Origin of the sequence: Pseudoalteromonas sp. SG41-5, from assembly GCF_014164495.1 — a bacterium.
In the GTDB taxonomy this organism is placed as follows: Bacteria; Pseudomonadota; Gammaproteobacteria; order Enterobacterales; family Alteromonadaceae; genus Pseudoalteromonas; species Pseudoalteromonas rhizosphaerae.
The window spans coordinates 1-21,771 of record NZ_JACJFH010000087.1; the positions used below are offsets into that span (position 1 = coordinate 1).

The following is a 21,771-nucleotide window of genomic DNA, read 5'->3' on the forward strand; positions in this document are numbered from 1 at the left end:
TGTACATCTACTTTAAACTCTGCTGGTACAACTTTTAATAGCTTTTTTTCTACTTCAACAACGTTCTTACCCATAGCAAATTTAGTGCGGTTTGATACGCGGTCTATGTGGGTATCTACCGCGATTGTCGGCCAGCCGAAGGCGGTGTTGAGTACCACATTGGCAGTTTTACGGCCAACGCCGGGTAGGGCTTCTAGGGCTTCACGATTCTCAGGCACTTCGCTGTTGTGCTTATCAACTAAAATTTGGCACATTTTGTACACATTGGCAGCTTTAGAATTAAACAAACCGATGGTTTTAATGTAATCGCGAAGTTTATCGTGGCCTAAATCTAAAATTGCTTGCGGCGTATTGGCGACGGGAAAGAGCTTACGGGTGGCTTTATTTACCCCAACGTCAGTTGCTTGTGCTGATAGCGTTACCGCAACTAACAGTTCAAACGGGCTTGAATATTCAAGCTCGGTTTCTGGATGTGGGTTTTGCTCGCGCAAGCGAGAGAGTATTTCGTATCGTTTTTCTTTATTCATGCAACTTAAACGCACAGTAAATACTGTGCGCTTCCCCTTAAGTTAAACTGGTGACCCTTGCTCGTGGGCCTTTTTCGGCCACTGGTGGTGCTACTTGTTTTGCTTTTATTTGCGCATCAATGACATTTTTAGCAGCAATCAGTAAGCCCAAACCTAAAAATGCACCGGGTGGTAAAATAGCGAGCAAAAATTGATTATCAAAACTAAATACTTCAATGCGTAAAACCGATGCCCATGGGCCCAGTAGTAAATCGGCGCCATCAAATAAGGTACCTTGGCCGATCAACTCACGCATTGCGCCAAGCACAACCAGTACTACCATAAAGCCAGAGCCCATCATTAAACCGTCAAACGCTGATAAATGAATCGGATTCTTAGAGGCATACGCTTCAGCGCGGCCGATAATAGCGCAGTTAGTAACTATCAGTGGAATAAATATTCCCAGCGATTGATATAAGCCAAACGTATAGGCATTCATTAATAGCTGCACTATGGTTACAAAGCCTGCGATAAACATCACAAATACAGGAATGCGGATATCTTTTGGCACGAAATTACGCACCGCAGAAATTGTGACGTTCGAGCCAACTAATACCAGCAGAGTGGCTAAACCGAGGCCCATTGCATTGGTTATCGTTGATGTTACGGCCAGTAGTGGGCACAAACCGAGTAATTGCACGAGGGCAGGGTTGTTTTTCCACATTCCTTCGTTAAACAGTTCTTTTAATTGGCTCATGGCTCACCTACTTGGCATGCGTTATCAGCACTAAATACCGCATCGAAATTGTTTTTTGAGAATAACACAGCGTGTTTTACTGAGCCAACCACGGCGCGTGGTGTAATGGTAGCGCCAGTGAATTGATCAAAGTCTCCGCCATCTTTTTTTACAGCCCAGCGAGTATCGTCGTCATCAAGTACAGTTTTATTTTTAAATGAGGTGATCCAAAGAGATTTTTTCATTTCTACTTTATCACCAAGACCAGGCGTTTCTTCGTGTTTAGTAACACGTACTCCGGCAACGTCTCCGTTTGCAAATACGGCAGTTAATAAACTTATATCGCCGCTATAACCTTTTGGCGTCACGTGGCGCATTACTAAAGCAACAGGTTGGCCACCCTTGCGAGCACGATAAACGGTTTGTGGTTTATTACCAAGTAGTGGATCATCAATGATGGCACAATCTTGATAAAGAGTATTATCGTAAAAATCAGGGGCGAGTACATCTTGCAGCTGTAATGAAAGTTGTTTGCGCTCTTGCTCTGCAATACTGTCAGCCGTGAGGTTATGGATAATACCAACAGCACCGGTAGTGAGCAGGGCAAACAGGGCTAAAATAGCGCCATTTTTTGTCATTGATGAAATAATCATTTATTCACCCCATGGCCATAAGTACGTGGTTGAGTGTAATAGTCTATCAGTGGCACGGCCATATTGAGTAGTAACACAGCAAACGCCATGGCATCTGGGTAACCGCCAAAAGTACGGATCAAATAAACTAATAAACCAATCAATGCGCCGTAAATTAACCGGCCGCGATTAGTGGTAGCTGCCGAAACCGGATCCGTGGCTATGAAAAAGGCCCCTAACATGGTTGCACCACTAAATAAATGAAATACCACACCAGGCTCAGTACCAGGTGCTGCGATATAACCAATTGCGCTGCACACAGCAATTGATGCAAGTACACCAACTGGGATATGCCAATTTATAACTTTGGCTTTAATAAGGTATAAGCCACCGATTAAAAAGCCAAGATTTACCCAGCCCCAACCTTGTCCTAGCCAACTATTAAAAATAGCGGCTTGCATGCTTTCAGATACGGTTAAACCATGAGCGATATCAGTCTTGATGGTATCCAAAGGTGTGGCCATTGTTACGCCATCAACCCCAACTCTAAGTTGATCAACACTAAAACCTGCACTGGTAAAGCCATTAAAAATAACGCTAAGCTGTTGAGTAAGACTAATTGGGTTTGCCAGTAAGTCACTAACTGGCATCCAAGTGGTCATTTGCACAGGGAACGAAATAAGCAATAACACGTATGCAGCCATGGCAGGGTTAAATAAATTGAAACCAAGGCCACCATAGAGCTGTTTAACAATGACGATGGCAAAAAAGCTACCGATCACAATAACCCACCATGGGGCGAGTGGCGGAATACTTAATGCTAATAAGACCGCAGTAAGCCATGCACTGCCATCTCCAAGCGCAGGCCATACAGGGCGCTTGCGAATAAGCATAATAATGGCTTCACTGATACTAACCGTGACTAACGCTAAAATTAGCTGGATCAATACACCCGTACCAAAAAAATACAGTTGTGCGATAAGTCCAGGAATACAGGCTAAGATCACTGTTTGCATCAACCTGCTAAGTGATTTATGACTGTGGCTATGCGGCGAACTGGCCATCGTTAGCTTCATTACTTATCACTTCCTTCTTGTTGTAATTTTTTAGCCTTTGCACGGGCAATCGCAGCGGCAACAGCGGCCTTTTTCTTATCTTGTGCGGTCTGTTCTGGTTTATCTTCAGCGATTTCAGCTTCGTTTATCGCTATAGCCGAAGTTTCATTTTCAGCATCGTCGTTTTCTTCGCTAGCCGCTTGTTCAGCTTTTGCAGCCTTTTTCGCTTTCGCGCTGGCAATTGCGGCAGCGACAGCGGCTTTTTTATCATCGGCAGGTGAGGCTGTAGCGACTTCACTTTCAGAGTTGTCGTTTTCTACGCTTGCTGCTGGTTCAGCCTGTGCTGCCTTTTTTGCTTTAGCACGAGCAATTGCAGCGGCTACAGCGGCTTTTTTATCATCAGTAGGTGCAGCAGTCGTGTTATCGCTTTCATCTTCTGATGCCGCCGCTTTTTTCGCTTTAGCGCGGGCAATCGCAGCGGCCACGGCTGACTTTTTATCATCCGGATCAGCAGCTGTACTGCTTGCGGCTTTTTGCTCTTTGTATTTGCGAGCTTGCTCTTTGCGCGCTGCGCGCTCTAATGCTACGTCACTGTTATCTGGTTCAAGCGTTGCTTCTTGATTTTGTTTTTTAGCTTTGGCGCGAGCAATTGCAGCGGCCACAGCTGATTTGTCGTCATCTTTTGCTGGTTTGTTTTTAACGCGTGCTAGAGCATCGGCAATTTTTTGTTTTTCGTCAGCCGATTTTTCAGCAGCTGGTTTGCGTTTATGGCGATTTTGTCGTGCTTCTTGCTCCCGCTCTAGGCGTTGTTTTCGAAGTTCAAAGCGCTCTTTCGCACGTTCAGCTTTAACTTGCTCAGCTTGCTGTTCTTTTATTTCAACTTTAGCCACACGGTAATACTGCACCAGCGGAATTTCACTTGGGCACACATACGCGCAAGCACCGCATTCAATACAATCAAACAGGTTATGCTCTTTCAGTTTGTCGTATTCTTTTGATTTAGCAAACCATTGTAGTTGCTGAGGCAACAGTGAAGCAGGGCAGGCATCAGCACAAGCACTACAACGAATACAGGCTTTTTCAGGGCCGGGCTCTGCCAGCTCATCATGATCTGGGGCTAAAATACAGTTAGTGGTTTTTACCACGCCGATACGCACCGTTGGCAAAGTAAAGCCCATCATAGGGCCGCCCATTACAACGCGTTGCTGTGGCACTGGTGAAAAGCCTTGGCAATCAAGTAGATGTTTTATTTCAGTGCCTAATAAAGCCCATACATTACCCGGATTATGAATTGTATTACCTGTTACCGTAATAACACGTTCAATTAGTGGCTTACCTTCATAGACAGCTTGATGAACAGCAAATAAAGTGCCGACGTTTTGTACTAACACACCGATATCTGCTGGAATTCCCCCACTAGGGACTTCTTTATTGGTAAGTAGCTTAATTAATTGCTTTTCACCACCAGAAGGATAAACAGTAGGAACTGTTTGAATGATTATTTTGTCATTATACTCAGCCGCTGCCTGCATGGCTGCGATGGCCTCTGGTTTGTTATCTTCTATACCAACGATAGTAAGTGTTGGTGTAAGCAATTGCTGCATGATCTCTATGCCAGCAATAATGCCTGCAGCATGCTCACGCATTAGTACATCATCAGCAGTAATATAGGGCTCACATTCCACTGCATTAACAATAAAATACTCAATTGCTTTGCGACTATCTGCTTTAATATAAGTTGGGAATCCTGCACCGCCCATACCGGCAATACCACGGTCATGAATAATATCGATAAGTTGCTCGTGAGAAAGCTGGCTTGGTGTTGTCACCGGTGCTAACGCACACCAGCTATCTTGGCCATCGGGCTCAATAATTACACACAATTCAGGCAATGCCGATGGATGCGCAGACGGCATTTGGCAAATATCAGTAATAGTACCAGAAGTCGGGGCGTGTATTGGCACCGACCAATTCGCAACAGGCTTTGTAAGTGCTTGCCCTTTAAGTACCTGTTGGCCTTTTTCGACGATCAGTTGACCGTTAGCACCAATATGTTGTTTTAATGGCACAACGAGTTTGTCAGGCAAAGGTAAACGGGCGATTGCTTGACTGTTGGAAATTGTTTTTTGTCCCGGTGGATGAATGCCACCTGGAAACGGCCACACTTTACCTTGTTTTATCTGTGCGATTAGCTTTTCCATAGGGAGCCCTTAATCAATCTGTGTTACTGGAATTGCATCTAGTTGCCATTTCCACGTTTGCTTAGTGGTTTCTACAGGCAGCATATCAATACAGTCAACAGGACAAGGTTCAACACATAAGTCACAACCCGTACATTCATCAATTAAAACAGTATGCATTTGGCGCGTGGCACCAACAATGGCATCGACAGGACAAGCTTGAATACATTTGGTACAACCAATACATTCATCTTCACGTATATAGGCAACGGTTTTTATCGGTTCAGCTTGTTCGCCACCGGCAAGGGGTTTAGCTTCAACACCCATTAAGTCAGCTAATTTTTTTACTGTCGCATCGCCACCTGGTGGGCATTTATTAATTTCATCGCCATTGGCGATGGCTTCTGCATAAGGGCGACAACCCGGATAGCCACACTGGCCGCACTGTGTTTGCGGTAATATAGTATCGATCTGTTCAACAATCGGATTACTTTGCACTCGATAGCGCACAGCAGCAAATCCTAAGATCAAACCAAAAATGAGTGCTAGGGTTCCCAGCGCAATCAAGGCATAAAACAAGGTCATGTTAAAACTTCACTAATCCTGTAAAGCCCATAAAGGCCATCGACATTAAGCCTGCGGTGATCATCGCAATCGATGCGCCTTTAAAGGGGGTCGGTACGTCAGCAGCGGTTAAGCGTTCACGAAGAGCTGCAAATAATACCAGTACCATAGAAAAACCAACAGCAGCGCCAAAGCCATATACTGCAGATTGTAAAAACGTATGATCCTCTTTGACATTTAGTAACGCAACACCTAAGACCGCACAGTTTGTGGTGATCAAAGGTAAAAATATACCGAGTAAGCGATACAGCGTAGGGCTGGTTTTTCTGACTACCATTTCGGTAAACTGAACCACCACAGCAATCACTAAAATAAAGCTTAGAGTACGTAAATACGTGATATCAAGTGGGATCAAAATATATTGATTAACTAGATAGCTTGTTACAGAGGCAAGTGTTAACACAAAAGTGGTCGCAAGTGACATGCCTATAGCTGTATCCAGTTTGCCAGATACACCCATAAACGGGCATAGACCTAAAAATTGTACTAACACAAAGTTATTAACCAGTACTGTGCCGATCAACAGCAATACATATTCTGTCATGTTCGCCTCAAGCTATAATAAACGCCGACATTATCCTTTTTTATTGGCTGTTTAACAACACGTAGAAGGTAAATAAACGGCTCATTTAATAATGATAGTGAATTGCATTTAGAATTTTATAGCATGATAAATAAAGATTAACTGTTCATTAACCTAGTTACTGACATTTGGAATGATAAAGCAGATCGGGGGAGGGGGAAATAAACTACTAGAAAACTAAAAAGGTGCTAAAAGCACCTTTTAGATTGATTAAATATCTTTTGGCTTTTCGATGTAATAACCTTGCACACCATCAAGGCATAAAGTTTCAATAATGTGTTTTTCTTCTTGGCTTTCAACACCCTCAGCAAAAACACTAACACCAATTCGATGCGCGAGGTCGACCATTAAACGCATAAAGTATTGGTTATTTTTATCTTCTTCAAGGCCGCGAGTATAGCTTGCATCCATTTTGATAAAGTCAGGTTTTAAATCGCGGAAAAACTTAAACGAGGTTAAACCAACACCAAATCGTTCTACCGTGATCCGAGCACCAACACGGTGGATCATATCTATAAAGCGTTTACTGGCTTTAATATTTTGCTGTAAGCCAAATTCACTCACTTCGAATACCAGTTTTGAGGCAATATTTGTGTCTTTTAATAAACGTCGCTCTAGCCAAATTACAAACTGATCATTGTGTGCGCTTGAGGCGGTAACATTCAAACCAAAGAATTTTTCAGAGAAATTACGGCTCTTAATTTTTTCCAGTGATGAATTAATGATTAACTGATCAATTTCCATCGCCATATCAAGCTTTTCAGCCATAGCTAAAAATGAAGCGGTAGGCAATACTTGGTTTTCTGTTGTTTTAAAGCGCACTTGAATTTCAGCGTAGGCCTTCATGCTTTTACCAATTGGCATAATGTTTTGCATTACCAAATGTACACGCTCAGCTTCAATGACTTCATTAATCACTTTACGCCAGTTTTGATTGCCAAATCCTGCACTTACATTATTAACTAAATCAGTTTCGCGTTGTATATGCCAGGCGTTAGCTTGTTTTGATTGGGCCATGCTCATAGCATTGTCTACTATCGAAAGTAGCTCACCTAAGGGTTTGCCTTTTTCATAAGCGACGATCCCAGTATTTGCTACTGAGCTTAATTCTTGGTTTTGCTGATATTGAGTAAATCGAGATTGTAAGTTATCACCAAAACGTTCAGATTCCTTGAGAGGAGTGTTAGGCAGCACAATCGCGAAATCTGAGCTATTCAAACGAAAAACTTTACTGCCTGTATATGTGCCGCTGATATGTTTAATAATATCAGCCACAGCTTTGACATACTCGTCACCTTTTTGGTAACCACGAGTTTGGTTGATTGCTTGTAATTCACTACAACGAACCATCGCCAAAGAGCCAAAGGTGCTTTTTTCACTGCTTTCAATGTACTTCTCATAATATTCAACAAACATATTACGGTTGCCAAGTTCAGTAACTACATCTTTATAAGCTTCTTGCTTGATAGAATGTGCGGCATTTTGAATATCATCATGCTTACTTTGTAAAAAGTGCGACAGGCGATTAAAGCTCGGCACTAGGTCAACGCCCAGTTGTTTTATTTTGCTGCTATTAATTGCTGTTTCAAGACCGTTGTTGACTTGATTTTGATTGATATAAACATCAATTATCTCAGCCACTGTCATGCTTATATTTCTATTTAGCTTACTAAACATGGTTTTCATAAACACAATGGGAATAATTGCCATTAAACCTGACACTAAAATAACAATAAACAACGCTTGTTGGAGTATCAACCCAAGGTTATTGGCATTAATAGTAAATTCAACTTTGATATCAGACGCTTGATTAACAGCAAATTGAGGACGGATAGAGTTAAAGCTGGTGTTAACCAATTGCGCAATGGCTGGTAATGAAGTAGGGGATGTAATATTTATAAGTTCTTTACCTTGCTGATCACGCAAAATAAATGAAGAAAAAGTATTACCGTCAGCAAGCACTTGCTGAAGTTTATCTGGTGCTATATCGACAATAGAATGTTTACTAATATAGTTGTTTACCACTGATTGCGTTTTATGTTGTGCATCGCTTACTGCGTTGTCAAACGCTGACGCAACAAAATAGCCACCAATACTTGCAAACAACAGCCAAGATATTAATTGAATAAATATGAGTTTTTTGAAACCAGCCATGTCTTATTCTTTTTAGTAGATCAAAGGGAAGGAATCAGATCCTTGATTAATCAAATTATTTTACACTTATTAAATGTGTATTAAAAAGAAATATTTTGATTGTAGTAGAGTAGTGGAATTGTTTAGGAAAGTCTAATTGATTCTTTAAGTTGGCTCCCCCTCCCCGACTCGAACGGGGGACCTGCGGATTAACAGTCCGTCGCTCTAACCAACTGAGCTAAGGGGGAACTACGATACTTAAATTTTATATGATTTGGCTCCCCCTCCCCGACTCGAACGGGGGACCTGCGGATTAACAGTCCGTCGCTCTAACCAACTGAGCTAAGGGGGAACAATAATCATATTACATAAACTTGGCTCCCCCTCCCCGACTCGAACGGGGGACCTGCGGATTAACAGTCCGTCGCTCTAACCAACTGAGCTAAGGGGGAATCGTTTATGGCTGAAAAGACTGGCTCCCCCTCCCCGACTCGAACGGGGGACCTGCGGATTAACAGTCCGTCGCTCTAACCAACTGAGCTAAGGGGGAAGCGTATGTGCCTTTCAACGGGGCGAAATATTAATGACCGCGCTGCAAAGTGTCAACACATAAAACCGGATAAACAAAAAAAAGCAGTCTGTTCGATGTTTTTATGTTCGATCTGGCTGTTTTGTGGCTTTTTTTCTCTTCATTTAAGCCGTGTAAATCGAGACGCGTGATAAAATCTCGGTTTTCAACGACTAAAAAACAAACAAGTTAACCGCCAGACAAATTATAAAAGTGATCATTTATCTAGTTTTGTACGAATAAATTTATGAAATGTACTTTTTTAACGTTAGCTAATAAAAGCGCAAATTCGCAATAATTAAATTTACTTATGCATTTAATTAGTCGTTAACGAAAAATGCCGAGAAAAAAATGACATACAGATCTGAACCCTTAGTTTAGCGACTTAATACCCATGAGAATAGCAAGGAAATATATATATATTGTTTTATTTCATTTAGTTATATTTATTTTTTCATATTGAATGGGCGTTTAAATAAATGTGACAGGTCATTGGTACAGGGGTTGAGTATGTTTTATGAGCTATTTAACTCAAATTGTCTAAAGTTAGTATTTGCCAACATTGCCGTTAGCGTGTTTAAGCCGTCCCTTTGCACGCCTTTATTAACGTGGCTTTGCAAGAGTTATCCACGGTTTCTGTGGATAACTCTGTTTATGAAACTTTAAGAACGTTGGCAGAGCCATATTTTTAGGGCACTGTGAGGATATCAAGCATTTAAAACAGTTTTTTTATCTCATTTTAAAACAATGACTTGAAAAAATAAGCTGAAAAGAGCTTCGTTGATGAGTAAATTTATTCGTAACGATTCGATTAGCGCAATTTTTGTGTAAAAATGCAGCACCAGTCGCGATGTTTTTGTGATAAAGGTTATAAAAATGTATTTTTATTGTTTTTAGTAGAGGTTCGAAGTGAAATCGTCGCTAAACACGTAAAAAGAACACTTTTCTATGGTTTTTTAGGCGTTTTTGTAATCAATTTATAATCACTTGATAAATGCGTGGCTTGAAAAGCCCTGATGCTTTAAAATACCACGCTTAATAAAAGAGGTTTATTTATTCCCATGCGCGCAACTTTGCAGAGCAACTCAGCTCCCGATTTATTAAACGATCCAATAGTACCGACCTTGAAGAAAATGACTGTGCCGATGATTTTCGGCATGATCACGTTAATGATGTTCAATATTGTCGATACATTTTTTATTAGCTTATTGGGAACTGAGCCATTAGCTGCTGTCAGTTTTACTTTTCCGGTAACCTTCACCGTGATCAGCCTAGCTATTGGTTTGGGTATCGGTACGTCAGCGGTTATTGCCAAGGCATTGGGTAGTAATAATATTGAAGAAGCACGTTTTGATGCCAGCATCGCATTATTAATTGCAGTGGTGATGGTGGTATGTTTATCGCTATTTGGTTATCTGTTTATTTCCCCGATATTTAAATTGCTGGGAGCAGGGGAGCAAGTGTTGCCGCTGATCCATGAGTATATGAGTGTGTGGTTTTTAGGCAGTGTATTTTTAATTACCCCTATGGTTGGTAACTCAGTGTTACGTGCCAGCGGTGACACTAAAACGCCTAGCATAGTGATGGGGGGAGCGGGGCTTATCAATGCCGTGCTCGACCCAATATTGATTTTTGGCTTTGGGCCAATTCCTGCATTTGGCATTAAAGGCGCTGCGATTGCCAGCGTCATTGCATGGTCGGTAGCCGTTGTCATTATTTTATATTTGCTAGCAGTAAAAAAAGGCTTGCTGAGCCTAAATGCAAATAACCAAACCCCATTAAGCTCTATTCGAAAAATTCTTAAAATTGGTTTGCCAGCGGCAGGTGCAAATATGTTAACACCAGTTGCAATGGCGGTGATGATTGCCATGGTTGCCCATCATGGACCTGAGGCTGTTGCTGCTTTTGGCGTAGGCAGTCGTATTGAATCAATTGCCAGTCTGGTGGTGTTAGCTTTATCGATGACGTTACCGCCGTTTATTAGCCAAAACTTTGGTGCTGGTAAACTCAACCGTGTTAAAGAGGCGTACACCACAACATTAAAATTTGTGATGATTTGGCAGTTTATTATTTATTTACTGCTCATTGCATTTTCAGGAGTGATCAGTGAGTTGTTTGGTAAAGAGCAGATGGTTATCGATGTGATCAAATTATTTATTTTTACCTTGCCGCTAAGTTACGGTTTGCAAGGGATAATTATTTTGTCTAATTCATCGTTCAATGCCTTACACAAACCAATGAATGCATTAATTCTAAGTGTGATCCGATTATTTATTTTTTATATTCCATTTGCTTATGTCGGTAATTTATATGCCGGTTTACCAGGCTTGCTGATCGGCGCAGCGCTGGGTAATTTATTTACTGCAATAATAGCTTATAAATGGTTTATCAAAGAGCTGAATATGATCAGTAACCAAGCTGTACAGGAGTGCCAAGCATGAGCGACCATTTTCAACTGGTATCTAAATTTAAACCTGCGGGGGATCAACCCACCGCTATTGCGCAGTTATGTGAAGGATTAGAAGCCGGACTTGCTCATCAAACATTATTAGGGGCAACAGGCACTGGTAAAACATTTACCATGGCTAATATTATCAATGATTTGAATCGCCCAACGATCATTATGGCGCATAATAAAACCTTAGCAGCGCAGTTATATGGCGAAATGAAAGAGTTTTTTCCGCACAACGCGGTCGAATATTTTGTTTCGTATTATGATTACTATCAGCCAGAAGCGTATGTTGTTGCAAGCGATACCTTTATTGAAAAAGATGCCTCGATAAACGAACACATAGAGCAGATGCGCCTAAGTGCTACCAAAGCGCTATTAGAGCGTAGGGATACAATTATAGTGGCATCAGTATCAGCCATATATGGTTTGGGCGATCCAAAATCATACATGAAGATGATGCTGTTGTTAAAAGTGGGCGAAAAAGTTGATCAACGCGATATGCTGCGCCGACTAGCTGAAATTCAATATACGCGAAATGATATTGATTTTAGCCGCGGTACGTATCGGGTTCGCGGTGAAGTTGTGGATATATTCCCTGCTGAGTCAGACACTTTTGCAGTGCGTGTAGAAATGTTTGATGACGAAATAGAACGGCTAAGTATTTTTGACCCGCTTACCGGCGCGGTTGAAAAACACATAGTCCGCGCAACTATCTATCCTAAAACGCACTATGTGACACCCAGAGATAAAATTCTTGATGCGGTTGAGCATATTAAAGCTGAATTAAAAGACCGTCGTGCGCAGTTACTCAGTGCTAATAAACTGGTCGAAGAGCAACGCGTGGCACAACGTACACAATACGATATTGAAATGATGACCGAGCTTGGTTATTGCTCTGGCATCGAAAACTACAGCCGATATTTATCTGGCCGCACGCCGGGCGATCCACCGCCAACCTTGCTTGATTATCTTCCTGAAGATGCGTTAATGATTATTGACGAATCTCACGTTACGGTATCGCAAATCGGCGCTATGTATAAAGGCGATCGTAGCCGTAAAGAAAATCTCGTGGAATACGGTTTTCGTATGCCGTCAGCGATGGATAACCGGCCACTACGCTTTGAAGAATTTGAAGCCATAGCACCGCAAACAATTTATGTATCAGCAACCCCGGGTGATTTTGAACTTGAACGTTGTGGAGATGATATTGCCGAGCAGGTTATTCGCCCCACAGGATTACTCGATCCACAAATTGAAGTACGCCCAGTGGCAACTCAAGTTGATGACTTATTGTCAGAGATATATAAACGCGTAGCAATTGATGAACGTGTGCTAGTGACCACACTTACTAAGCGCATGGCTGAAGATTTAACGGATTACTTATCTGAACATGATGTAAAAGTGCGTTACTTGCATTCGGATATCGATACCGTTGAACGGGTCGAAATTATTCGTGATTTTCGCGCTGGGGTGTTTGATGTGTTAGTGGGCATTAACTTACTGCGTGAAGGTTTAGATATGCCAGAAGTATCGCTAGTTGCGATACTTGATGCTGATAAAGAGGGCTTTTTACGTTCGGCTCGCGCATTAATTCAAACCATTGGTCGTGCGGCTCGTCACTTAAATGGTCGGGCAATTTTATACGGTGATCGAGTCACTAAATCAATGGCCAAAGCTATTGATGAAACTCAGCGTCGCCGCGATATTCAACACGCTTACAATATTAAGCATGGCCTTGAACCACAAGCCTTATTGAAGAAAATTACTGACATTATGGATGTTGGTGAGCGAGCCGGGCCACAAGATAATTTACAGCTGATCCGAAAACAAAGTAAGCAAGTGCTCAGTGCAAAAGAGATCGCAGTGCAAATTAAGCAACTCGAAACCAAAATGCATGCATACGCAAGTGATTTAGAATTTGAAAAAGCCGCATCCGTTCGTGATGAAATCCATGAATTACAACAACAGTTAATTAAAAATGCATAATTTTACGCCCCTTATTACAGCACTTGAAAGTGCGCCCTTAGCAGACAATGAACTTTGTCGTGTGTTTCATGGCCGCGGTCACACTACCGAGCATTTGAGTCATCTAAATATCGACTTTTACCCGCCGTGTTTATTTTTAGTGTCGTACGACGAAGTTGACGCACAAACGCTAACGCAATTAAGTGAGCAGCTTTGGCAATGGGCACAACAACACGCTAAAGAATTAATCACCTCGTTGGTATTTCAACAACGCGCCGGACAACAAACTGAAAATAAACTGTTATTTGGTCAACTACCGAGCCCGCATAGTGTTAAAGAAGGTGACAGTGAGTTTTTAGTGGATTTAATGAGCCGTCAAAATACCGGTATATTCCCTGATATGCGCCGTGGTCGGGAGTTTGTGCAAGTCCATAGTAAACACGCTAAGGTATTGAATTTATTTTCATATACCTGTGGGTTTTCGGTTGCTGCAATGCGTGGCGGTGCCGATAGTGTGATCAACATGGATATGAATAAAGGGGTACTGCGCACCGGTAAGCAAAATCATCAACTTAATGGCTTTGACCGCGGTGTGAGCTTTTTACCGCACGATATATTAAAGTCGTTTGGTAAACTTAAAAAGGCTGGCCCTTTTGATTTAATTATTGTTGATCCGCCAAGCTTTCAAAAAGGCAGTTTCATTTTAACTAAAGATTATCAAAAAGTGCTGCGCCGCTTACCTGAACTGCTCAATGACCATACTCAATTGCTGTTATGTGCTAACAGTCCAGAGCTAAGTGAAGCGTCATTTAAAGCGCTGATAGACGAACACACTCAAGGTGCGATTGAATTTGTAGAGCGCCTAGCGCCGACCCATGGTTTTGTTGATGTTGATAGCGACCGTAGCTTAAAAGCATTGATCTATAAAACGGCTCAAGTTTAGCTTTAAATGAAACTAAGTAGCCGCCTCAGTGCAATCGATTCGTTGATCTGCGCGCCGTATGATGTAATTTGGGACTGTTGTTGTGACCACGGTTTGCTTGGTATGGCGCTTTTAAAGCGGGCAGCCGCCAAGCAAATAAACTTTGTTGATATAGTGCCTACGTTAATGGACGAGCTTGAACACACGCTTACGCGTTTTAGTGATCAGCAAGCAGCTTGCCAATGGCAAGTATTATGTCAGGATGTAGCTACAATTGAGCTGCAGCCATCAGCCAAACAGCTGATCATTATCGCCGGAGTCGGTGGAGAATTACTGCTGAGGCTAGTACAAAAAATGGTTGCTAATTGCCCTGAAAAGCTTCGTGAACAACTCAGTTTTATTGTTTGTCCGGTGCATCATACCTATACCTTACGACAAGGTTTACAGGCGTTAGGTTTAGGACTTATCAAAGAACAACTGGTGCAAGAAAACAACCGTTTTTACGAAGTGATACAGCTAAGTTTTACCAGTAATACTGCGTTGAGTGTTACTGGTAGTCAGATGTGGGACAATGCTGAGCAAATGCACGAATTGTATCTGCAACAATTAGTTGCGCACTATACTCGGATGTTGAACAAAGACCGTACATATTTTCAACATGTGCTCGATGATTATCAAAAAATATCGCTAAATTAAACGCAGCACTGTGATCTATCGACTAGCGTTACAGCGTAAATAACTCATCTTCAGCGCTTTGTGTTAGCGAGTTTACTTGGTTTAGTTATGTCAGATAAAAATAACCACTTTACATCAGTCAAATATACTCATAATGAGCTGCTATATAATTGTGAGCAGCCAATTGCTTATGCACCCATCGTGCAATTGAGTAACGCGAGCTGGGTAGTGCCGCAACATTTTTTACGTTATCAACATACCCTCGAAAGCGTGAACGAAACCCTTGATAAAATTGAGTTTTCAACTCACTTTCGGGTGCTCGCCGCAAAGCAGAATGAGCAAATTTATTTACAAGTGGCCATTCTTAGTCCAGATAATTACCGCAGCACCAAGGCCAAGGCAAAAAAGTTATTATTTGGCCGGCGCTGGTTTGTGGAAGAAAACTTACCTACCTCGGAATTGATCCAAACCGCTTTTTTAGCGTTAAAAATAGCCCGTGAACACGAAGTAAGAGAACTATTTCAACTCGATAGTGAGCAGGGCAGCAGCACGCCGTTTAATAACCATCATGATTTGCCTTTACTAGCACAAAACCCGCAATTAACCATGGTTGCTAATTATCAACCGCAAAGTGTCATAAAGTTACTTGCTAGATGTTCATTTGCCGGAGCTGCACTGACTTTAATTGCACAACAAAAAATTGCCGATGAGCACATACTTTACACTCTGCGGCTCAATTGTACTGACTGTCAGTTAAGCGAATTTAACGCAAAAACAGTGATTTTTTTAGCCGCAGATACATCTGCAAATGCTTTTTTGCATGGCTTGATGACCGCGTTGGTAGCGATCAGTAATGATTATGTGAATGAGCAATTTAAATATGCAGGTTTTGCGCGCTTTAGTAAAAACGTTAATGTAGAGCAAATCGGGGCATTGAGTATTGTGTTGCGTTCGCAGCATGCGTTGCAATTATGCGAACTTGGCAAACAACATGCCGATCAATTAAATTTTGAAATTGACAGCTCTCGTGCTCCACAAGGATGCGGGCAAGTGATCTGTGGGTTTTTAGCCGCTCATGGAATTGAGCAGCCAGAAAACGCGCATTTATATCCAGATTACTTGCAAGCGCTTTAAACGCGGCAAATTTACAGTTTATTGATTTCTTGTTTTACGCTGTAACTTGGATCAGTCACGATAGCTTCTAATGTTTGTACACGCTCTTTTAACGCAAGCATTTCAGTAGTAACAGCAGCAATTTGATTATTCGACTCTTTGTTATCGGTGAGTGTACGGTGTTTAAACTCTAAATGTTTTTTATACATATCGTACATTACCCCAAACCCAACAGAGATAAATACGATCATGACTACCATAGTAGTTCCTGACATGGTGTATTCCTTATTATTTTATATAGTGTGTAAAGTATAACCAGAATGCGCAAATGATGAAGCTGACAATTGTAACTTTATTTGTATCAACATGACCCTCTGCAGTATATTCATCAGTGATACAGTGTGATGAGTGTTTAATTGCAGCATTAACTAATTTTAACAACGACAGTGAGTTACTATGCTAAATAATAAAATCCCTCCGATTATTATAGTGCTTTTTTTTGCTGTGCTGATGGCGGTAATTGCCCACTACAGTGTGATTGATTTCACCACATTTATTTTTTATGTAGCGGTTATTTTACTCACCATAGGCTGTATTTTTTGTATTGCAGGGATAGTTAGTTTTCGCTTAGCAAAAACCACTGTAAACCCAAGTAAACCAGATCAAGCGTCAGCACTGGTTACCACGGGTGTGTACAAAGTTTCACGTAATCCAATGTATGTTGGTTTTGCTTTTATACTGGCAGGTTGGGGAGTGTGGTTAACATCACTGTGGGCGTTATTGTGTGTGCTGGGCTTTATTTGTTACTTAACTTGGTTTCAAATTATTCCAGAGGAGCGGGCTCTATTAAAAATATTTGGTCAAGGGTACAGCGATTACAAGTCTCGGGTAAAACGTTGGCTGTAAACTTATTTCAGTTAATAATAAAAAGGCTATCGCGATGATAGCCTTTTTTAATGTGGGTTATTCGTACTCGATTGGATCGGTAATGTTATTAAGGCTAAATGCCTCTAAGCGCTCTTGGCAGGCACCACATTTTCCACAGGCTTTTTCACGGCCATTATAGCAAGTCCACGTTTGGCTGTAGTCCAAGCCCATTTTTAAACCATCAGTAAGAATATCAATTTTGGTGTCATTTAAATACGGACTGAAAATTTCCACCGCGTCGTAATTAGCAATACGACATAAATCATCCATCTTTTGCACAAATTCAGGACGGCAATCTGGGTAAATAGCATGATCCCCAGAGTGAGCACCGTAATACACTTGGCTTGCTTTGAGTGATACAGCGTAACCCACAGCCAGTGACAGCAAAATCATGTTGCGATTAGGCACTATGGTGCTTTTCATGTTTTCGGCTTCGTAGTGGCCTTCTGGGACATCAATATCATCAGTTAACGATGAGCCACCAATTAACTGATTGATCGCAGAAATATCAACTATCTTATGCGGTACGCCAAGCTTTTCACAAACACTGGCTGCAACTTTAAGCTCTTTTACATGACGCTGACCATAGTCAAATGACAGGGCATATACCTCGCGGCCTTGCTGCAGGGCTTTATTTAATACGGTAAATGAATCCATACCGCCGGAGTAAATCACAACTACTTTTTGCGTCATAACTGTTTTGCTCTTAGTTTTAATAGAGGTTTATATCAGGGCGCGATATACTACACGGCTGGGGCATAAATAACAATTTTCGACCGTGTTTTTTGATTTTTTAAACTATGTTTATGCTCGTAATTAATGCCAAGTAGTGAGTGAGACTCTTTTGTACAAAATTAATGAAATATTTGAAACCATTCAAGGCGAAGCGAGCTTTACCGGCACGCCTTCAATATTTTTACGTTTACAAGGCTGCCCCGTAGGTTGCGCTTGGTGTGACACTAAGCAAACGTGGGAAGTTGATAATGTGTATAAAGTATCACTGGACGACACGGTTGAGAAAAAGGCCGATTCAGATCACTGGGCGGACGCATCAGCTGAGCAAATATTTAACTTGTTTGTCGATCGTGCTTATCGTGCCAAGCATGTAGTGATCACCGGCGGTGAGCCATGCATGTACGACTTAAACCCGGTGTGCGAATTACTTCATGCTAACGGCTACAGCACACAAATAGAAACCAGCGGCACTTTTGAGATTTTAGCCCCAGCACAAACTTGGGTGACGGTATCACCGAAAATTAATATGCGTGGCGGCTACGACGTACTTACTTCAGCCATGCAACGCGCCGATGAAATAAAACACCCAATCGCGATGCAAAAACACGTTGTAGAGCTTGAAGAGTTATTTGCAAAAACAGACGTTACCCCCAAGCTTGTTTACCTGCAACCAATTAGCCAAAAAGTCTCTGCAACTAAGTTGGCAATTGAAACCTGTATTGAAAAAAACTGGCGCTTATCAGTGCAAGTTCATAAGTATTTAGGAATAAACTAAAACTGCCAGCGGTAAGCTTTAAGTTAATGTGTAAATTAAACGTTGGGTTGAGTAAAACGAAACCCAACAAATCTCTTTTCGTTCAATCAGCTTCGTTAATGGTGATAATTAGTTTATTATGCGCGACTTAAAATACTCTACTCCAAACCACTAGGCTGATATGTCCGCGAACGCTCTATACACAGACCTTTCTGATTACTATGACTTAATGTGCGCAGATATAGATTATCAAGCCCAAAGCTATTTTATTCATAGGCTACAGCAAATATTTGGTAATAAGGGAAATACGCATCTTGATTTAGCATGCGGCACGGGCCCACATGTTCGTCATTTTATTGATTATGGTTATCAAAGTAGTGGGCTTGATATAAATCAACCCATGCTAGATAGAGCAACTATTCGTTGCCCAGAAGCGCAATTTTCATTGCAGAATATGAGTGAGTTTGTGATCCCTGAGCAAGTGGATTTAATTACCTGCTTCTTGTATTCAATCCACTACTGCGACGGCATTAATAAATTAACAGACTGTATTACAAGCGTACACCATGCACTAAAAGCCGGTGGTATATTTTGCTTTAACGTTGTTGATAAAAATCACATCGATAACGATTCATTTGTAGAGCATACTGCTGAAAACGCGGGCAGCTTATTCACATTCCGCTCTGGTTGGAATTACAGTGGCAGTGGCGAAAAACAGTCATTAAAGCTCAGTATAAATAAAGCAACAGCAGACGAAACATTTGTATGGCACGACGAGCACCCAATGGTCGCTGTTAGTTTTGCCCAGTTAAAAGAAGCCCTAAAACCTTATTTTGAAATACATGTATTTGAACATGACTACGAAAAAATAACCCCATGGGGTGAAAGCTCTGGCAATGCCGTTTTTGTGTGCGTAAAAATTTAAATTAGAAAGTTAAGACAATGATTCACAAAAAGATTAAGGGTTAAGAGACGCCGCGTTTTAGAAAAATTCATATAAAGCAAGGAGCTTACAAATAAGCATTGTCCTGTTGAGTGACTCGCTCGTGAGACTGATCAGGCAGCTGATATATATCCCTAGCTAAACAATCAGGGAGTGCTCTGCGGTCTATTTTTTTGCCCTTCTAACAGCAGCAAATCCACATAAGATTATTATCGGGTTTTTTGTATTCCCCAAACGCGATACTCCAATAGATAATAAGAACCTAAAGTAGCTGCGACAACGGGCTTTTTACGCCACTGGCACCACTGTTAAGTACATGCGTATAAATTTGCGTGGTGCGAACATCGCTATGGCCGAGTTGTTCTTGCACGGTGCGTATATCTGCACCGGATTCAAGTAAGTGGGTAGCGAACGAGTGCCGTAGTGTATGGCAGGTAACATTTTTTTGAATTTTTGCCAGCTTTGCTGCCTGCTTAATTGCTTTACGAACCGTTGTTTCATCAATATGGTGACGTCGCAGCTTTTTACTTTCTGGGTCCATGCTTAACTGGGCAGAAGGAAACAAGTATTGCCAGCTCATTTCATAAGGAGCCGCTGGGTATTTTCTAGCTAGTGCATTCGCAAGCCAGACACCGGCATAGTCTGTTGCTTGTTTGTCTCGTTGCCAGTAATCATTTACCAAGTGACTTTGGCTGCGCAACAACGGCAGTAGTTCGGGTGCTAATGTTACTCTGCGGTTTTTATTGCCTTTGCCCTGCCAAATCATTAATGAGACATAGTCATAATCGACATCTTTTACCCGTAGCCTTACAGCTTCCATTAAACGTAGACCACTACCGTAAAGTAACTGAGCGATAAGTTTATACTTTGGATCCATTGCCAATAATAAACGCTGCATTTCTTCACGGGTCAGTACTACAGGTAATTTAGGTGGCACGAGTGATTTATTAAAATTCATCTCAAGTGATAACGGCCGCTGAATAATATGACGGTATAAAAATACTAAAGCATTTAAAGCCGTTGCCTGAGTTTTCATTGCAACATTACGCTGATTACTTAAATAAGATAAGAATTGCTCAACCTCCGACTCTGCCAATTGCGCTGGATGTTTTTTAGCATGGTATAAAATATAAAATTTTATCCAATATTGGTAAGTGTCTATAGTGCGTTTGGCATAACGACGCGTTGTCATAAAGTCACGGATGGATTCTAAAAATACAGAAGCCATGATCTGCTCCAGTTGTTGCTGTATATACAAACAGTAGTTGTGTTTGGTTTTTTTTCAACAACTCGCGGGATTATTTCTTGTATTTTACAACAACAAAAAAACAACAAATATAAATCCCTTGATTTACATTTAGATACAGAGTTAGACTGAAAGTATTAAAAAACTCAAAGGATTTTCTGTCTGCAACTTGTGGGTTTAGATCCTTTGAATAAGCTGTTAGCTGCCTAAAGGATATTTTGTGCTAAAACTCTATCGTTTCTCTGAAGAGAAAAAGGAATACTGGGAAACTTGGCCTAATGATGATGGATCTCATACGGTTCACTGGGGAGAACTAGGAACGACTGGCGAGAGTAAAGTTCTAAAAAAGGGCCTGTTTAAAAATCCACAGAAAGCAATTCAAAAGGAAATTAATGATTTAATTGCTAAGGGATTCAGTCAAGTCGAGCAAGAATTTACCCTTATGGTTGAGTATTCTGTAGACGGTTTCGGAACACCACAAGATCTAGAAAAAAGAGCAAGGCTTCAAGATCGTCTAAATGAAACACTTGGATGGACTGGCTTAGGTCACTGTGATGGTGGAAGTATTGGCAGTGATACTATGGAAGTATGTAATTACGTTGTCGATTTTGAGGTTGCTAAGCGCATTATTGAAAAAGATCTTGTTGGTACAGAGTTTGAAAACTTTACTCGTATTTACGATGAAGACTTAGAGTAGTTCGGCAGCTAACAAACGCATTAACCACTCGCTGCGCTCGCTGGGGACAAAAACACGTAGGCTCCCCTCGCTTCGCTCGGTATTATAGCCTACGTGTTTTTGCCCGTTATGCGGGCGTTGAGGCTGTAGAATTACTCTTTTTAGGAACTGGTTCTACACATTTTACTTGATTGTTTTTTAACCTTGAACCCACAGAGTTACTGTGATCTAATAGATATTATTCACCCACGGTAAATTGTTATGGCCAACTACAAGCCAGACTTATCCTGCCAAAATAAATTCATTCCAATCAATTTTGCTGAGCAAATATTGCCAGGTACATTTG

General features: G+C 41.3%; 20 protein-coding genes and 4 tRNA genes. 9 read left to right on the forward strand and 15 right to left on the reverse strand.

Annotation, left to right across the window (positions count from 1 at the left end):
• The 12 genes from nth to H5232_RS18190 all read right to left on the reverse strand — a co-directional run.
• Positions 1-527 (reverse strand): endonuclease III (nth, locus tag H5232_RS18135; protein ID WP_182768341.1); only part of this gene is annotated, 527 nt, incomplete at its 3' end.
• Between the two features lie 37 nt (positions 528-564).
• Entirely contained in the window at positions 565-1,263 is a 699-nt protein-coding gene (locus H5232_RS18140; protein WP_145240717.1) for an electron transport complex subunit E, read from the reverse strand.
• Positions 1,260-1,895 (reverse strand): electron transport complex subunit RsxG, encoded by a 636-nt coding sequence (rsxG, locus tag H5232_RS18145; RefSeq protein WP_182719344.1) that lies wholly within the window; start codon positions 1,893-1,895, stop codon positions 1,260-1,262. Before rsxG ends, H5232_RS18140 begins: the two co-directional genes overlap by 4 nt.
• On the reverse strand, positions 1,892-2,950 hold the full coding sequence (gene rsxD, locus H5232_RS18150; RefSeq protein ID WP_182719345.1) for an electron transport complex subunit RsxD: 1,059 nt from the start codon (positions 2,948-2,950) through the stop codon (positions 1,892-1,894). The genes rsxG and rsxD overlap by 4 nt, the downstream gene beginning before the upstream one ends.
• Positions 2,950-5,130 carry an electron transport complex subunit RsxC gene (gene rsxC, locus H5232_RS18155; RefSeq protein ID WP_182831285.1) on the reverse strand — a complete coding sequence of 727 codons (2,181 nt, stop codon included), beginning with the start codon at positions 5,128-5,130 and terminating at the stop codon, positions 2,950-2,952. Before rsxC ends, rsxD begins: the two co-directional genes overlap by 1 nt.
• A gap of 9 nt (positions 5,131-5,139) precedes the next feature.
• Positions 5,140-5,694: an electron transport complex subunit RsxB gene (gene rsxB, locus H5232_RS18160; RefSeq protein WP_145240725.1), complete on the reverse strand. Its 555-nt coding sequence runs from the start codon at positions 5,692-5,694 to the stop codon at positions 5,140-5,142.
• A gap of 1 nt (position 5,695) precedes the next feature.
• Positions 5,696-6,277 carry an electron transport complex subunit RsxA gene (rsxA, locus tag H5232_RS18165; protein ID WP_145240727.1) on the reverse strand — a complete coding sequence of 194 codons (582 nt, stop codon included), beginning with the start codon at positions 6,275-6,277 and terminating at the stop codon, positions 5,696-5,698.
• Between the two features lie 249 nt (positions 6,278-6,526).
• The gene (locus H5232_RS18170; RefSeq protein ID WP_145240729.1) at positions 6,527-8,470 is read right to left on the reverse strand and encodes an EAL domain-containing protein; all 1,944 of its coding nucleotides are present in this window, start codon (positions 8,468-8,470) and stop codon (positions 6,527-6,529) included.
• A gap of 150 nt (positions 8,471-8,620) precedes the next feature.
• A tRNA-Asn gene (locus H5232_RS18175) sits at positions 8,621-8,697 on the reverse strand.
• A gap of 27 nt (positions 8,698-8,724) precedes the next feature.
• Positions 8,725-8,801 (reverse strand) — tRNA-Asn (locus H5232_RS18180).
• 23 nt (positions 8,802-8,824) lie between these two features.
• A tRNA-Asn gene (locus tag H5232_RS18185) sits at positions 8,825-8,901 on the reverse strand.
• A gap of 21 nt (positions 8,902-8,922) precedes the next feature.
• Positions 8,923-8,999, reverse strand: a tRNA-Asn gene (locus H5232_RS18190).
• Between the two features lie 1,079 nt (positions 9,000-10,078).
• Here H5232_RS18190 and H5232_RS18195 point away from each other — a divergent pair.
• The 5 genes from H5232_RS18195 to H5232_RS18215 all read left to right on the forward strand — a co-directional run bounded on the left by H5232_RS18195 (position 10,079) and on the right by H5232_RS18215 (position 16,165).
• On the forward strand, positions 10,079-11,458 hold the full coding sequence (locus H5232_RS18195; RefSeq protein ID WP_182831286.1) for an MATE family efflux transporter: 1,380 nt from the start codon (positions 10,079-10,081) through the stop codon (positions 11,456-11,458).
• Positions 11,455-13,455: an excinuclease ABC subunit UvrB gene (uvrB, locus tag H5232_RS18200; protein WP_145240732.1), complete on the forward strand. Its 2,001-nt coding sequence runs from the start codon at positions 11,455-11,457 to the stop codon at positions 13,453-13,455. Before H5232_RS18195 ends, uvrB begins: the two co-directional genes overlap by 4 nt.
• Positions 13,448-14,377, forward strand: a complete 930-nt coding sequence (locus H5232_RS18205) for a class I SAM-dependent methyltransferase (protein ID WP_182831287.1) — start codon at positions 13,448-13,450, stop codon at positions 14,375-14,377. Before uvrB ends, H5232_RS18205 begins: the two co-directional genes overlap by 8 nt.
• 6 nt (positions 14,378-14,383) lie before the next feature.
• Positions 14,384-15,052 carry a tRNA (adenine(22)-N(1))-methyltransferase TrmK gene (locus H5232_RS18210; RefSeq protein WP_145240737.1) on the forward strand — a complete coding sequence of 223 codons (669 nt, stop codon included), beginning with the start codon at positions 14,384-14,386 and terminating at the stop codon, positions 15,050-15,052.
• 87 nt (positions 15,053-15,139) lie between these two features.
• A complete protein-coding gene (locus tag H5232_RS18215; RefSeq protein WP_182768310.1) occupies positions 15,140-16,165 on the forward strand; it encodes a hypothetical protein in 1,026 nt (341 codons plus the stop codon).
• A gap of 11 nt (positions 16,166-16,176) precedes the next feature.
• Here H5232_RS18215 and H5232_RS18220 read toward each other — a convergent pair whose 3' ends face one another.
• The gene (locus H5232_RS18220; RefSeq protein WP_182740220.1) at positions 16,177-16,419 is read right to left on the reverse strand and encodes a hypothetical protein; all 243 of its coding nucleotides are present in this window, start codon (positions 16,417-16,419) and stop codon (positions 16,177-16,179) included.
• A gap of 181 nt (positions 16,420-16,600) precedes the next feature.
• Between H5232_RS18220 and H5232_RS18225 the strand changes: the two genes are divergently transcribed.
• Positions 16,601-17,050 carry an isoprenylcysteine carboxylmethyltransferase family protein gene (locus tag H5232_RS18225; RefSeq protein ID WP_182831288.1) on the forward strand — a complete coding sequence of 150 codons (450 nt, stop codon included), beginning with the start codon at positions 16,601-16,603 and terminating at the stop codon, positions 17,048-17,050.
• Positions 17,051-17,107: 57 nt separating this feature from the next.
• On the opposite strand, the gene queC is transcribed toward H5232_RS18225, so the two are convergent.
• Positions 17,108-17,788 (reverse strand): 7-cyano-7-deazaguanine synthase QueC, encoded by a 681-nt coding sequence (gene queC, locus H5232_RS18230; RefSeq protein ID WP_257326361.1) that lies wholly within the window; start codon positions 17,786-17,788, stop codon positions 17,108-17,110.
• Between the two features lie 127 nt (positions 17,789-17,915).
• Here queC and queE point away from each other — a divergent pair, with 127 nt between their 5' ends.
• On the forward strand, positions 17,916-18,581 hold the full coding sequence (gene queE, locus H5232_RS18235) for a 7-carboxy-7-deazaguanine synthase QueE (RefSeq protein WP_182831289.1): 666 nt from the start codon (positions 17,916-17,918) through the stop codon (positions 18,579-18,581).
• Between the two features lie 160 nt (positions 18,582-18,741).
• Positions 18,742-19,485: a class I SAM-dependent methyltransferase gene (locus tag H5232_RS18240; protein WP_145240747.1), complete on the forward strand. Its 744-nt coding sequence runs from the start codon at positions 18,742-18,744 to the stop codon at positions 19,483-19,485.
• A gap of 280 nt (positions 19,486-19,765) precedes the next feature.
• Here the strand turns inward: H5232_RS18240 and H5232_RS18245 are convergent, their stop codons facing one another.
• Positions 19,766-20,731, reverse strand: coding sequence for an integron integrase (locus H5232_RS18245; RefSeq protein WP_182831290.1), 966 nt, complete (start codon positions 20,729-20,731; stop codon positions 19,766-19,768).
• A 238-nt stretch (positions 20,732-20,969) separates the two neighbouring features.
• Between H5232_RS18245 and H5232_RS18250 the strand changes: the two genes are divergently transcribed.
• The gene (locus tag H5232_RS18250) at positions 20,970-21,446 is read left to right on the forward strand and encodes a hypothetical protein (protein ID WP_182740882.1); all 477 of its coding nucleotides are present in this window, start codon (positions 20,970-20,972) and stop codon (positions 21,444-21,446) included.
• Positions 21,447-21,771 lie beyond the last annotated feature (325 nt).